This window comes from Nostoc sp. DSM 114159, from assembly GCF_053470285.1.
In genome coordinates this window covers 4,183,150-4,196,642 of the sequence record NZ_JBPFEH010000001.1, presented here as the reverse complement: position 1 = coordinate 4,196,642, position 13,493 = coordinate 4,183,150, and the positions used below count along the sequence as shown (strand labels likewise).

Here is a 13,493-nt window from a genome sequence, read left to right as displayed (position 1 = left end):
AACTATTTACATCTATTATTTTCATAGATATTTAGTACTGAAATGACTGTATGCAAACAACAAAATGGAAAATCTAACTTCCTCCTCCGTAGACATTCCTAAGAATCAGTTATATTCACTAGTCTTTAGTCACGGACAATTAACTCTCGTCATGATAATTTTGATTTGTTTCTAATCATTGATTAACTAGAAATGGCTATTAAAACTCAGCAAAATATACAATCAATAGTTAAAAATTTGGTGTTAATTGGTGGCGGTCACAGCCATGCTATTGTTATAAAAATGTTCGGTATCAAACCGTCAACAGGAGTACGTTTAATACTGATTACCACAGCATCAGAGACAGCCTACTCTGGGATGTTACCAGGACATATTGCCGGATTTTACAGCCACAATGAATGCCATATTGACTTGCAACCCTTGGCGAACTTTGCTCAAGTACAATTGTATATTGACACGGTAGTTGCCCTTGACTTAAAAAACAACAAAGTTCTTTGTGATAACGGACTGGCGGTAGATTTTGATGTGCTGTCTATTGATATTGGCAGCACTCCAGCCATACTGTCTGTATCAGGTGCGGCAGAATATGCGATCGCAGCTAAACCAGTATCGCAGTTATTAGAGCATTGGTATGAACTAATTGAAGCTGTAGGTAAAAATCCTCAAGAACCAATTAGGATTGCGATCGTAGGTGGTGGCGCGGGCGGTGTAGAATTAGCGCTATCGATGCAATCTCGTTTACATCGGATTTTGGATGAAACTCAACAACCCATTCAAAACCTAGAAATTCATTTATTCCAGCGCGGACAAGAACTGATGCCCAATTATCATCAATCAGTACGGCATCAACTTCAGCAAATTTTAACTGACCGAGGTATTAAGTTACATCTGGGAGAAACTGTGTGTAAAATTGCACCTAAAACCCAGAATGAAGCTAAAGAAGTATTTGAAATTAAATGTGAAGCTGGTTTGACAGTCGAGTGCAACAAGATTTTTTGGGTAACACAAGCATCAGCACCCGAATGGTTAAAAAACGCTGGATTAGGAACTGATGAGCAAGGTTTTATTTTGGTAGAAGACACGTTGCAATCTCAAACGCACCCGCAGGTATTTGCATCTGGTGACATTGCCACAATGGTAAATCATCCGCGTCCGAAAGCTGGGGTATTTGCTGTTAGACAAGGTAAACCTTTGTTTGAGAATTTACAGCGAATTTTATTAGGTAAGCCACTCAAACCTTATAAGCCACAGAAACAATATTTGAGTTTAATTGGGACGGGAGACAAACGAGCGATCGCAACACGAGGCACTTTTACTTTACCACCCCACAAACTCTTGTGGCATTACAAAGATTGGATTGACCGCCGCTTCATGGAACGCTTTCGCTTTGAAGAAACAAAGGAGTAGGAAGAGACGACGCAATACTGTTCGGTTAAGACAAGAGACGCCGATTTATCGCGTCTTTGTCATGATTTATCTTGTCCCGCGACTCCCTTATTTCTTCATTGAAGCTGTTCAATAAGCTCAACAATTTGTTGATAATACTGGATATTTCCTTCTTGGTAATACAAGTCTGCGGATTTCTGAAAATCTCTAATTGCTCCTTGAGAGTCTCCCAAATTCCGGTAGACATCTGCCCGCAGGATGTAAGCAGAAGCCCAATTAGGCTGACGCTGTAAAGCTTGGTTTAAGTCTGCAAGCGCTCCTTGTAAGTCTCCCAACAGAGAACGGCTACGACCCCGATTGTACCAGTCTTCGGCAAAGCTAGGGTCAAGCGCGATCGCTCGGCTGTAATCTTCTATTGCGCCTTGATAATCTTCTAAGGCATAGCGAGCATTGGCGCGATCGCTGTAAAATGCAGCAGATTGGGGATTTATTTGCAAAGCTTGGGTGTAATCTGCGATCGCACTTTCATATTCTTCTAAAGCATAGTGTGTGGAACCTCGGTTGTAATATGCTTCAATTAAATCAGGATTAATTTTTAATGCTTGATTATAATCTGTAAGCGCTCCTTGTTCATCCCCTAAAAGACGACGAGCATTTCCCCGATTGCAATACGCTTGAGAAAAGTCAGGAACAAGCTTTATCGCTTGAGTGTTATCATCAATTGCTCCCTGTAAATCTTGCAGAGCTTCACGGGCAATACTCCGACCATAATAAGCTGCGGCTAAGTTATCATTAATTTGCAATGCTCGATCGTAATCTTTAATTGCGCCTTTATGATCTCCTATAGAACGACGAGCCGCCGCGCGATCGCAATATCCTTCAGCTAAGTTAGGATTGAGTTGTAATAGGCGATTGCTATCTTCAATTGCACCTTGATAATCTCCCAATCGCCGACGAGCATTTGCCCGAAAGCCGTATACTAAAGCTAGAGTCGGGTTTTCTTGTAAGGCTCGATTGTAATCTGCGATCGCACCTTCATAGTCTTCCAGAGTACTACGAACCAAACCACGCTCACAATAAGCTTGCACATCATCAGGATTCAGCTTTAATGCTTGATTAAAGTCTGCAATTGCTTCATGATAATTTTTGAGGTGAGCAAGCACTAGACCCCGATTATAGTACGCTCCGGCAAAGTTGGGATTGATTTTTAGGGCGCGGTTGTAATCTGCGATCGCACTTTGATAATCTGCTAAAGCGTAGTGAGCATTACCTCGGTTATGATAAGCCTCTGCCAAGTTAGGATCTAATTGTAATGCTTGGTTATGGTCAGCGATCGCTTCTTGATAATTGCCTAAAATATGGTGAATATTGCCGCGATTGCTGTAAGCTGCGGCAAAATGGGGATGCCATTGTAAAGCTTGCTGAAAATCTGCGATGGCTCCTTGACGATCGCCGCGTTCAAAACGAGTTACGCCTCGATTATGATAAGCATTGGCAATATCAATATTGATATTATCAGCTAATTGGGTACTCATTTCGATTGTTTGGATATAATCTGCGATCGCTTTATCGTAGTTTTCCAAAGCAAAGTAAGCATTGCCGCGGCTGTGGTAAGATTGCGGCAGATTGGGATCGATTTGTAATGCGACGTTATGATCTGCGATCGCTCCTTCATAATCGGCTAAAAAGTAACGAGCATTAGCGCGGTTATAATAGGCTGTGGCAAAATTAGGATTAATTTCGATAGCGCGATTGAAGTTAGCGATCGCACTGCGATAATCTTTGAGTTGACCACTTAAAATCAGCCCTAGATTATGGTAAGCTTCGGCATAGTCAGGATTTAGCTTGATTGCTTGGGTGTAAGCTGCGATCGCGCCTTGATAGTCTCCTTGCAAATTTTGGTTTAACCCTTGGTTAAAAAAATCTTCCGCACTCATATAATTTTTTTGGCTTTTGACATTCTCTAGCCTAAAACATTGGCATTGCTAACGATATGTTTTGAAAATTATGCCAATTAGGCAGAGACCCCAAAACCCAGTTGTAGAGACGCGATTTATCGCGTCTTGAAAGACCAATCAGATAAGTCAGAGGCTGGGAACGAGACAGTCTCTAAAAGCTTTGCAATTCTTACAAATAATTCAGGATTGCGATATCGTTGATAACGGAAGAGTAGGCATAGACACCATCTGATTCGTCTTTTCAGACTTGGTTTCCATAATCTCAGGCTTCCAACCTGAAGAATAATCAGGCAACTCATAACCAACACTCTTAACATGAGCCAACATCAACTCATCTCGTCGATGCCAAACAGCAAATATTTTTTCCCTACCATCACATAGCGTTTCTAAATCAATTTGGTAAACCTCATTTACTTGCTTCAGCTTCAACCCCAACAAATTTAATAGTCGGCTGAGTATTTTTATTGCCGAAACCTCCTCTTTCTCCCCAACCAAATTAATACCAAGCGCTCTTTTAATATGCTTACTATGTTGAAACGCAACATTTTTCAGTAATATCAAATCTGGATCGTTTTCAAGAAACTCTCGTTTTTCTTCAAGAAACTGAAGCATCCCTAAAACTCTCATTGCTTCAACCTTGAGCGTGTAAGTTTTTAAATCTGGAAGAAAAACTTTTCCTTCGCCCCAAGACAATTGCTGATGCCATTCTTGCTCATCTCTAACATGAAAATACTCGCTCTCGTGAGTTAAATAATAGTGAATTAACAGTTGACCATAATATCCTTGTTCATCTTGCAATTTCAGCCAAGGAGTAATTTCTACACCATATCTTTGTCTAAGAATATATTTGTTAATTTGGTTGCGTTCTCCATCCGTTAGGGAATGCTTAACTAACATTTGCTCATATTCTACATAATCTATATCTTTAGCATTAGCGACAGCAGTTGCTACCAATACTTGGTTTTGCTGCTTAATTTCTTTAATTTTGCGTTTAATTTCTTTAGCTTTTTGACGGCTTTGTGCCCAATCTTTTTGAACTTTAACAATTTCTAAAATTAACCTCTTGCGGGTAGCTAAATCATCGGCATCGGTTGCCAAAAATGCTAGACGTAAATCTCGAATAATATTATTGTGAACTGCATTACTCCGCACCTGAATTTGATGTCCATCAGCAATTAAACCATCTTGCATCGATTGCCGATAGAGGCGAATAGAAGCATTTACCCTTGCAGATAACTTTGCCCAAGTTCGCAAATGAATCGGGTCATAAACTAAAGGCAAATCCACATCTATTTTATGTAAGGGACTCAGCAAAGCTAAGTTTTCTTTTTGATTTTCTTGATACCAATCAGATAACAAGCGATAATTTGTACTTCCACTACCAATTAAACCAATACCTCGTTTAGCACACCAAACAACACGCGGTACATCATCCCTGACTCTTGCTAACGCTTGTCTTGCTTCCGAGTCAGGAATTACCCCTTGAAAAATGCCATAAACACGGTCGAAATGTTGGACATCAATACTAATTCCCGTACCAAGGCTAGGAGTCACAAAAACGCCGTCATATTCCGATATTTTTTGATTAATCGCTGCAATAAAATCAACTGCTGCGTGACCTGGTGTATTTGTAGTGTGACTACTAACTACCAAAGTTTTAGGAAATTGCCGCCGTAATTTTTGTAGCCTTTCTTTCAAATAACGTTCAATTGTTTCACAACTATAACGCCCAGCGCGACTATCGGTAGTAACATAACATTTACGTCCAGCAAGTAAATCTAATTCTAATTGGTGAATTAGCGGTGTTGGGTTTGGTGAATCATAAAAAGTTACGTCCCAACCTTGTTGAGGCTTCCACTGGTTGAGAACTACCCAAGGTGTTAATTTAATTCCTGCCAATCCCTGCAAATATTCTAGTGAGACATCTGACAAATCAGCATCTTGAGCAATTACTAATCCTCCAGTTGTTAAAACTGTAGCTATTAATTGTTGGAATAATTTTAATATTTTTACCCGCTTGTGCTTACAAGTATTACTATTTAAAAGATGCCATAAAGATTGCTCCACTTCATCTAAAATTACTATTGCTCCCCGCCAATGTTCTGGGTTAAGTTTCCAAATCGAATCAACGCACAAGCCGAGAGATTGCTGAGGGAATAGAGAGCGTAGGATAGGAGGAGCGGGGGTAAGTGTTTTATTAATCTTTTTCTCTGCATCGTCTTTATGTGTTCCCCATTGAATACCAATTTTTTCACACAAGAATCGTCCAAGTATGATTCTGTGAGTAATTAACAAAACGGGTTGGTTTCGACTTTTTGCTTGTCGAACAACGCCTTGCAATGCCGTAGTTTTCCCCGTTCCTTTCGCTGATTTGACTCCTACTAATCCAGAGGTGGGGAAAGGTATTTCACCTATATAAGGACGGTTAAAGGTAAGTGCAGCAGGAATACTTAACTCGGTGTGGGGTTTGGTTTGAGCAAGATAGATTTCTAAATCAACACTTTGGCGATAAACTTTCTCAAAATTATTTACACCCTTAGCAACAATAAACTCATCAACCCCTTTTTCTATTCCTGGAAGTTCGATGACTTTTACAGGACAATTTTTTTGCTGAAATAAACAGCCAAGTTGAGAAATAGCATTGTTTACAGCAGCAATTGTCTTGGGTTGAGTTTCAAAATCAAAGCAAATGTAAAAACTGCGCTTTGTAATCGCAAACGCGGCTAAATCAGGAATTAGCTGACGACGGGTAACTTTACCAAATTCATCTTTCACAACTCGATAACCACTGGTAATTCCGGGAATGGCAATGGCTACATATCCTTGCGTCAACAACGTGGCTGCTTTCTTTACACCCTCGCAGATGATAAGGGGAATGTTCTGTTGCATCACCCATTGCCAAAAGCCTCCAGCCTCGCCATCAGGAGTAATAGTGATATTATCAGGCATGACCAGATTGTAACGCCCAGCGACTTGCTGCCACACTTGCAACGTTACCCGCAAACAAAACACTCGCGTTGGCGTACTTGGCGGATGCTCGTACTTGATGGACTTGCCATTGTGATTTTGTCGGGGTTGGTTTGGCTTAAAGCATCCCCATTCCATCATTTGCCAATTATTCAGAGGGTCTAGTCCCGAACACCACCAACCACCTTCTGTGATGTGAGCGTAACGCTGCAACCAACTACTTTTCACCATTCCGGTATTGGTGCGGGGGAGTAGCTCAGAAATCAACAGGTACTCATAAGCTGTTACACCTTGGAGCGACCTAAAATTGAGATGCACTAAGTGTAAGTCTATACCACTACTCTTGACTAATTCTTCAAGGTGTTGGGGGTGTAAATAGTGCAGATGCATAGGTAAAGGCGCGAAGGGAAGACAATGAGATTAAAACCTTAACATGCATCTGCTTTTTTTTAATACGCGAGATTGCGATGCTTTTATGATAATTTTGTTACTTCGTTGTCAGAGACACATCGGTTAGAACTATAGTGGGTTATTCTGCTTATTAGATCCCCGAAGTAATAATTTTGTATTGTGATATTTGTTCGCTTTTAATTTTTATTTATCAGTAAATTTCTACGTTAAGGAATGCGATCGCTACATGACTTCGCTATGAGGTAATATCTTCATATACTTCAGCAAAGGCTTTACACTGAGCATCTACTCTGGAGGACGCCTGTAACCTCTCTGAACGAATACATAACCCTTGAACTTTGCTCCAAAGGTTTGAGATAGTCTTAAGTATTAATTTTTCTTTGCGATCGCAGCTAATACAGATACCTCAACGTAAAACTTTTACTCCAGTAGTACGGTAACTTCTCAAGCTGATTGGAGGTAAAATAAACAACAACTTTTAAAATAAGTTTAATCTGCTTTATAAACCCTTTGCTTTTAGTTGCGAATGTAGGAAATATGGCTTTGTACTTTTTCATTTTTCCGTGTGTTTGTTTCATCAGTGGCTATTTTTTATTTAAAAATAGAAATAATGAAATCTCACATTTAGTGACTGTATTTGCAGCTATCAGCCTGATTTTGGGTTTAATGTTAGCTCCTTGGCAGATTTTACTTCTACTATTAATTCTTATTATTATCAGTGCAAGCTATGAGTATTATACAAACAAAATAGTCAACAGAGAAACACAATCTACACAACAGCCAGTACTCAAATCAGAACCAGATTATCACTTAATCTACCGTGGAGCTTCCTATCATCATGACCTCAACCCCAAATTAGATGGGGAAACCACAGCATCAATAACCCATAAGTTGAGCTTTCGGGGATGTGCTTATATTGTTGGCGCCGATTTGAATACCCAATCGACTGGAATCATTACACCACAAGCAACTCATAAGTTGAGCTTTCGGGGAAGCACCTATTCTATAAATAGAACTACGCACAGAGAAATTAAAGAGCAAGGTAGTTAGAAACTTGGTGCAAGCCTTTGAAAGTTTACATTTTATTGGCTCATACTTTCCAAATCCAAGAGGCGATGTCTACAATGGGCTATGACGATCGCAAACACTACACTACCGATGAGATACTAGTGCTATTTATGTCAATTTCTGCTGTAGCACCTGCAATTTAATGTCATTATAGACTTTATGCCCAGCAATATGCGATACCAGTACAGAGCTTATAGCGATCGCACATCCTCGACTATTGCCTACTGAACTCTATGCTGCAAGATTTGCGCGATCGCTATAAATCACAACCATTTAACGAAATAACTCATACAGATACTTTGAGAAATGGTATATAATCTACGGCTTTGTCAAAAATCCTAGACGAACAAATAATGTTAAAAAATAAGAAAATATTGTGGAAACTACTGTTGAGAAAGTTTATTTTTTATATAAGTGAAGTGGAACTTCTTTAGTAAAAGAGATATCTAGTTAGTTTGATTATTAACTATTCACTCCTTGAGGAGGCGGTTAGTCTCCAGAAATAGACAACATATTTTTAAGCTGTAAAATTATGTGGAAATCAAAGTTAGTATTTAGATTGATACTGTCGGCTGCGGCGATCGCCACTAGCGTGCAGCTAAGTTCAGTGAGTAACTATGCTATTGCTGAAAGTACATCTTCTAATGCGACTGTTGAATCTGGGCAACAAAATCAAAGTTTAGAAGATGCTAAAGTTGCTCTGGCAGGAGTTGGCATAGGAGCGATCGCAGGCTTACTCATTTCTGGTTTATGGTATCAGAAACGTCGTTATCACAAAATCCAGTCACGTGCCAAAATAAACCGCTTTCGTGAAGAGTTTCTCTGTGGCTCTTTAGCAGATTATTATTTATCTAATTATAAAGCAAATTCTTCACCTACAAATTCTCGGAAAACTTTACCAACACCCACTAAAGAAGAATCCCCTACTTCTGAGGAAACTTTCGTAACGCCAACTAAAGAAGAAATATCCGATCCATCTACTTCTGAAACAAATAATCTAGCAGCAGAACCTATGCTAACCGCACTATCTGACTGCTACCACAAGTTGATTGAGGAAATTATTAATACTGACCTCAAAGATAAAATCAGTTCTAAAGACTATATATATCGTCAATTAGTAGAAAATGTGAGTAGTGATAATGGTGAAATCTTTGAACGCTGTTTGAGCGATCGCTTGCATTCCACTCAATCTGAACTACATAAAGTAATCAATTCTCCAAGTTTATTCCAAAAAGAGACTCCTGAGTTAAAGAAAGCCCGTTTAAATCGCACCTTGAAGACATTACAAAGTATTCAAGGAGAATGGGAACAAGTTCAAAAACAAACACTAAATTAAGCTTCAGTTAACCCAACTGTGCAATAAATTCTCACAGACTGAAAAGCAAAAAACTTTTCAGTCTTGTTACCAAACATAACTAGCATTTTCAGTAATGATATCGAGCTTGAAGAAAATCAATTCGGTCATCACTTACTAGATAAACAATCCGGTGTTCTTGAGTAAGTCGCCGCGACCAAGCATCTGAATCTAAGTATTTCAATGGTTCAGGTTTACCAATACCTGTAAAAGGATCTCGCATAATCGCTTCAACCGAGTTAAAAATACGAAGCGCAGTTTTGCGGTTTGTCTCTACCCAATATACGAGGTCTTCCCGAAATTCTGGATGAAATACAGCATCTCGAACTTTATTTTCTTGGGGTTGGGTTTCATCCTTCTTCTTCGTCAATTCCCAACTTCTGACGCAACCCTATTCTGAAAAATAGGGGCTATGAGTTACACTGTTGAGTAAAGATTGTGGTTGCAAGCATGGATTCTCTTAAAGAAAAGATTTTGGATAAACTAGAACGCCTTCCAGAAAATGCACAGCAGCAAGTTCTAGATTTTGTTGAGTTTTTAGAATGGCGAAAGAAAAATCGTCAACAAACTCGGCTATCTGTAATCAGTGAAGAATTAGATGAAGAATCTGATATGGGATGGCTAGAAACTGACTTATCAAATTTGGGTAGCTATGAACCTTATGATTGGCAACCCGGCGAACTAGATAAAGGTTTACCTGTTAAGTATGTTCCTGGGATGGGAGTAGTAATTGTTGAATAATGACAACTCGTTCTTTACAGTTTGGGGATGTTGTAACAGCACGTTTTCCTCAACAAAACCCTCAAGGTCGTGAGCAAGAGGGTTATAGACCTGCAATTGTTGTAGGGTTCCCAAACCGCTTGGGGATACCTCGCTTTTCGTTAATAGTTGTAATTCCCATGACTACTGATAGAGGGCAAACGTGGGCAATCGCTTCACCAGATTTATATCCACGTTTTGCAGCAGGAGTTGCTGGATTAAATTCACCATCTATTGCTTTATTAGATCAAATCAGAGTTTTAGATGTTAACCGTATTGTTGATTATCGAGGGAGTTTGACACCTGACGATTATGAACTTATTTCGATTGGACTTCAGCGTATGATTAATCCTTGAACTATAGATTAAAGCAACTCAGTAATATGTAAATATTTTATTTTACATCGTTTAAGCAATCTACTTAATAATACCAATTTGAAAAAAGAATGCGACAGATACATACGGACAAACCTTTGTTCTGTCTGGCTTTCTTAATGCATGAATTTTGAATTGGTATAAATTATTCATATTAATTTTTGATACAAGAATAATTTAATCAATAAAAAACATATTACAATGTAATTTAAATTTATGGAGTACTAAAAATATCGAAATTTTTACTTTATTATGTTTATATGCCTAACTAGAGAAGTGGTGAGAAGCAGATATTACCACTCACCACTCACTCTAATCAAATATTCCCAATCTACGCCCCGACAGCTTCCTTCGCGGCGTACAATACCTCAGCGTTGATTTCTTTAAAACCGCGATCGCGGGCAAATTTCTCAGTATTACGCTTCACTTTGCCGCGAACAAATCCCGGAATTTTATTCAATTCTGCTTGACCATCTTTTGTCCAATTCAAATCAGAATCAGCAGAAATTCCCCTAGTAATAACTTCTTTGGTATCGTGACCGCCAAAGATTTCTAACAGGTGATCTTCCATTCCCAAAGTAAAGGAATTGTAGATCAAATCTGTAATCTGATTCGTGCCTTCGTAACCCATAAATGGTTTGTAACCAATGGGGAAGTTTTGGACGTGGATGGGTGCAGCAATTACGCCGCAGGGAATATCCAAGCGCTTACCAACGTGGCGTTCCATTTGCGTACCAAAAATGGCAGAGGGTTCGACACGAGCGATCGCATCCCCAATTTCACCATGATCTTCGGAAATTAGCACTTCATCGCAATACTCGCTCACCTGTTCGCGGAACCAATCTGCATCATATTTGCAGTAGGTTCCAGCCCAAACAACATGAATCCCCATTTCTCGCGCCAGAATCTTGGTAATGGCGGCGGCGTGGGTATTATCACCAAAGACCACAGCTTTTTTGCCAGTCAAGTTTTGACAGTCAATCGAACGGGAGAACCAAGCAGCCTGAGATACATGCAGGGTTTGCTCATTGATGAAGTCTTCATAGTCAACTTCTGCACCTTGAGCGTTAATTACCTGCTGAATCTTGCGAATACAACGGGCAGTTTCCACTACACCCATTGGAGTAATGTCTATATAAGGTGTGCCAAATTGTTCTTCCAAGTAACGAGCTGTGGTCAAACCGAGTTCGCGGTAAGGCACCAGGTTAAACCAGGCTTTGGGCATCTTTTTCAAGTCATTCACCGAAGCACCTTCAGGAATTAAGGTATTTACCTCAATTCCCAAATCAGCCATCAGGCGTTTGAGTTCGGTGCAGTCGTGATTGTTGTGGAAACCGAGGGTGGTTGTACCGATAATGTTAACTGAGGGCTTTGCAGTTTTGCCCTCTGCCAATTCGCCCCGCTTCCGGGCTTTTTCGATGTAATATTGGACAATTTGATCCAAAGTGCGATCGGCGGCTTGCAGTTCGTTGTAGCGGTAGTGGTTCACATCCGCCAGCATGACATCACCTTTGGCTTCCAGTTGCGCCCGTTCGACAAAGTTGTGCAAATCCTCTTGCAAAATGCTGGAGGTGCAGGTGGGAGTTAACACAATCAAATCTGGGTGTTCCTCAGCATCCTTGCGGGTGATGTTATCTACCACCTTCTCTTGGGAGCCACGGGCCAAAACGTTGCGATCGACGACACTGGTTGTCACCGGAGTAAAATCCCTTTCCCGCGATAGCATGGAGCGCATGACGTTAAAGTAGTCATCGCCAAGTGGGGCGTGCATGATCGCATGAACATTTTTAAAAGAGCTAGCGATTCGCAGAGTGCCGATGTGGGCTGGGCCAGCATACATCCAGTAAGCCAATTTCATGTTTGTGTCTCCCTTTTAAACTCAAATAACTAAGTAAGTGGGCATAAAAAAATAAGATGAGAGCTTACCACCAACCCCTTCGGTGCGTAGTTTACCGCCGTAGGCATCGCCCAGCGTGCCGTTGCTAGAGAAGGGGAGAGGTTTGGAGAGAGGTATTATCTTTGAATTCAGCCCATTTACTTATAAGTACTTGATTATTAAATCGTTTCTGATTTTCTCAAACCTGCTGGCTGAAAAAAAATAAGGTTTGTTGCGGGTTTTAGGTGAGGCGATATAGCTGGAACTTATTTACTGCTTGGGATACAGCTATCAATTTCAACAACATTTCTGTTGGTTTTGTAAAAAAATCTTAATGTTTCACTAAATTAGACCTAACAAGAACAGCCCCTTCCTTACTAGCCTTAGAGAGTAAAATTCAAAGCCTCTCTCCTAAAAGGAGAGAGGAATGGAAGCGAGGTCAGAAATCCTTCATTTCCTACTCGGCAGCGTTTTTACCTAATTCGCTAAGATGTACACAAGCTCATTTTCACAACAATTATGGTGAAGACACCCTCCCAGCCTTGGACAATTCCTCCTCTGGAAAATGGCGACAAACTCACCCGCTACGAATTTGAGCGTCGCTACAATGCCACCCCTAACCTGAAAAAAGCTGAATTAATCGAAGGGATTGTCTATATTATGCCAGCTGCCCTGCGTTTCCGAAGTCACGGTCAACCGCATGGTTGGATCGTTGGTTGGTTAGTTACTTACGAAGCTGCAACTCCTGGTGTAGCTTTGGGAATTGAACCTACCGTCCGCTTAGACTTAGATAACGAACCTCAACCCGATATTGTTCTGTTGATTGAACCGGAAGCAGGTGGTCAAACGCGGCTGAGTGAAGATGATTATATTGAAGGTGCGCCAGAGTTAGTTGTGGAAATTGCTGCTAGTAGCGCAGCTATCGATCTTCATGGCAAAAAACAGGCTTATCGTCGCAACGGTGTCAAAGAATATATTGTTTGGCAAGTTTTAGACCAAAAGTTGATTTGGTTTTCTCTGGAACAGGGTGAATATTTGGAGTTAGTACCTGACAATGAAGGCATTTTGCGAAGTCGGGTATTTCCAGGGTTGTGGTTAGCGGTGACGGAATTATTAGCAGGTAATATGCAGGGTGTGTTGAAGGTTTTACAAGCAGGTTTGCAGTCTGCTGAACATGAGGATTTTATCCAGAAATTGGGTAGTGATTAACCCTTATAAAGAGGGAAAATATCTTAACCAATTATATTTGCACACAAATTCTTCTGCTTTAGTATGTATAGTTAATTCAGCAGAAATTTCCGGATTTTTGGCAGCCGTCATCATAATTAATGACTTTCGTG

Annotated in this window: 11 protein-coding genes; 7 read left to right on the top strand and 4 right to left on the bottom strand. The window is 40.3% G+C overall.

The features are described 5' to 3' along the window. Positions 1–192 precede the first annotated feature (192 nt). Positions 193–1,407 (top strand): FAD-dependent oxidoreductase, encoded by a 1,215-nt coding sequence (locus ACR5KR_RS17365; protein ID WP_448267333.1) that lies wholly within the window; start codon positions 193–195, stop codon positions 1,405–1,407. Between the two features lie 95 nt (positions 1,408–1,502). Here ACR5KR_RS17365 and ACR5KR_RS17360 read toward each other — a convergent pair whose 3' ends face one another. Both ACR5KR_RS17360 and ACR5KR_RS17355 read right to left on the bottom strand, forming a co-directional pair. Continuing rightward, positions 1,503–3,323 carry a tetratricopeptide repeat protein gene (locus tag ACR5KR_RS17360; protein ID WP_448267332.1) on the bottom strand — a complete coding sequence of 607 codons (1,821 nt, stop codon included), beginning with the start codon at positions 3,321–3,323 and terminating at the stop codon, positions 1,503–1,505. Positions 3,324–3,524: 201 nt separating this feature from the next. Continuing rightward, positions 3,525–6,701, bottom strand: coding sequence for a plasmid replication protein, CyRepA1 family (locus ACR5KR_RS17355; protein WP_448267331.1), 3,177 nt, complete (start codon positions 6,699–6,701; stop codon positions 3,525–3,527). A 648-nt stretch (positions 6,702–7,349) separates the two neighbouring features. On the opposite strand from ACR5KR_RS17355, the gene ACR5KR_RS17350 reads away from it, so the two are divergent. From ACR5KR_RS17350 to ACR5KR_RS17340, 3 genes are all read left to right on the top strand, one after another. Next, positions 7,350–7,772, top strand: a complete 423-nt coding sequence (locus tag ACR5KR_RS17350; protein WP_448267330.1) for a hypothetical protein — start codon at positions 7,350–7,352, stop codon at positions 7,770–7,772. Between the two features lie 17 nt (positions 7,773–7,789). Continuing rightward, complete coding sequence (locus ACR5KR_RS17345; protein WP_448267329.1) at positions 7,790–7,933, top strand: hypothetical protein; 144 nt, start codon at positions 7,790–7,792, stop codon at positions 7,931–7,933. A 389-nt stretch (positions 7,934–8,322) separates the two neighbouring features. Then, the gene (locus ACR5KR_RS17340; protein ID WP_448267328.1) at positions 8,323–9,126 is read left to right on the top strand and encodes a hypothetical protein; all 804 of its coding nucleotides are present in this window, start codon (positions 8,323–8,325) and stop codon (positions 9,124–9,126) included. 88 nt (positions 9,127–9,214) lie between these two features. Here the strand turns inward: ACR5KR_RS17340 and ACR5KR_RS17335 are convergent, their stop codons facing one another. After that, entirely contained in the window at positions 9,215–9,514 is a 300-nt protein-coding gene (locus ACR5KR_RS17335; RefSeq protein ID WP_448267327.1) for a Txe/YoeB family addiction module toxin, read from the bottom strand. Positions 9,515–9,594: 80 nt separating this feature from the next. Between ACR5KR_RS17335 and ACR5KR_RS17330 the strand changes: the two genes are divergently transcribed. Both ACR5KR_RS17330 and ACR5KR_RS17325 read left to right on the top strand, forming a co-directional pair. Continuing rightward, entirely contained in the window at positions 9,595–9,885 is a 291-nt protein-coding gene (locus ACR5KR_RS17330; RefSeq protein WP_445631285.1) for a DUF2281 domain-containing protein, read from the top strand. Then, positions 9,885–10,259 carry a type II toxin-antitoxin system PemK/MazF family toxin gene (locus ACR5KR_RS17325; RefSeq protein ID WP_448267326.1) on the top strand — a complete coding sequence of 125 codons (375 nt, stop codon included), beginning with the start codon at positions 9,885–9,887 and terminating at the stop codon, positions 10,257–10,259. The genes ACR5KR_RS17330 and ACR5KR_RS17325 overlap by 1 nt, the downstream gene beginning before the upstream one ends. Before the next feature lie 349 nt (positions 10,260–10,608). Here ACR5KR_RS17325 and bchB read toward each other — a convergent pair whose 3' ends face one another. Continuing rightward, complete coding sequence (bchB, locus tag ACR5KR_RS17320; protein ID WP_448267325.1) at positions 10,609–12,135, bottom strand: ferredoxin:protochlorophyllide reductase (ATP-dependent) subunit B; 1,527 nt, start codon at positions 12,133–12,135, stop codon at positions 10,609–10,611. 537 nt (positions 12,136–12,672) lie between these two features. On the opposite strand from bchB, the gene ACR5KR_RS17315 reads away from it, so the two are divergent. After that, positions 12,673–13,362 (top strand): Uma2 family endonuclease, encoded by a 690-nt coding sequence (locus ACR5KR_RS17315; RefSeq protein WP_448267324.1) that lies wholly within the window; start codon positions 12,673–12,675, stop codon positions 13,360–13,362. The last annotated feature ends 131 nt before the right edge of the window (positions 13,363–13,493 follow it).

Excerpts from the sequence above, each read along its gene's own strand:
- ACR5KR_RS17365 (WP_448267333.1), top strand. The coding sequence starts at position 193 with ATGGCTATTAAAACTCAGCAAAATATACAATCAATAGTTAAAAATTTG.
- ACR5KR_RS17360 (WP_448267332.1), bottom strand. The coding sequence starts at position 3,323 with ATGAGTGCGGAAGATTTTTTTAACCAAGGGTTAAACCAAAATTTGCAA.
- ACR5KR_RS17355 (WP_448267331.1), bottom strand. The coding sequence starts at position 6,701 with ATGCATCTGCACTATTTACACCCCCAACACCTTGAAGAATTAGTCAAG.
- ACR5KR_RS17340 (WP_448267328.1), top strand. The coding sequence starts at position 8,323 with ATGTGGAAATCAAAGTTAGTATTTAGATTGATACTGTCGGCTGCGGCG.
- ACR5KR_RS17330 (WP_445631285.1), top strand. The coding sequence starts at position 9,595 with ATGGATTCTCTTAAAGAAAAGATTTTGGATAAACTAGAACGCCTTCCA.
- ACR5KR_RS17325 (WP_448267326.1), top strand. The coding sequence starts at position 9,885 with ATGACAACTCGTTCTTTACAGTTTGGGGATGTTGTAACAGCACGTTTT.
- bchB (WP_448267325.1), bottom strand. The coding sequence starts at position 12,135 with ATGAAATTGGCTTACTGGATGTATGCTGGCCCAGCCCACATCGGCACT.
- ACR5KR_RS17315 (WP_448267324.1), top strand. The coding sequence starts at position 12,673 with ATGGTGAAGACACCCTCCCAGCCTTGGACAATTCCTCCTCTGGAAAAT.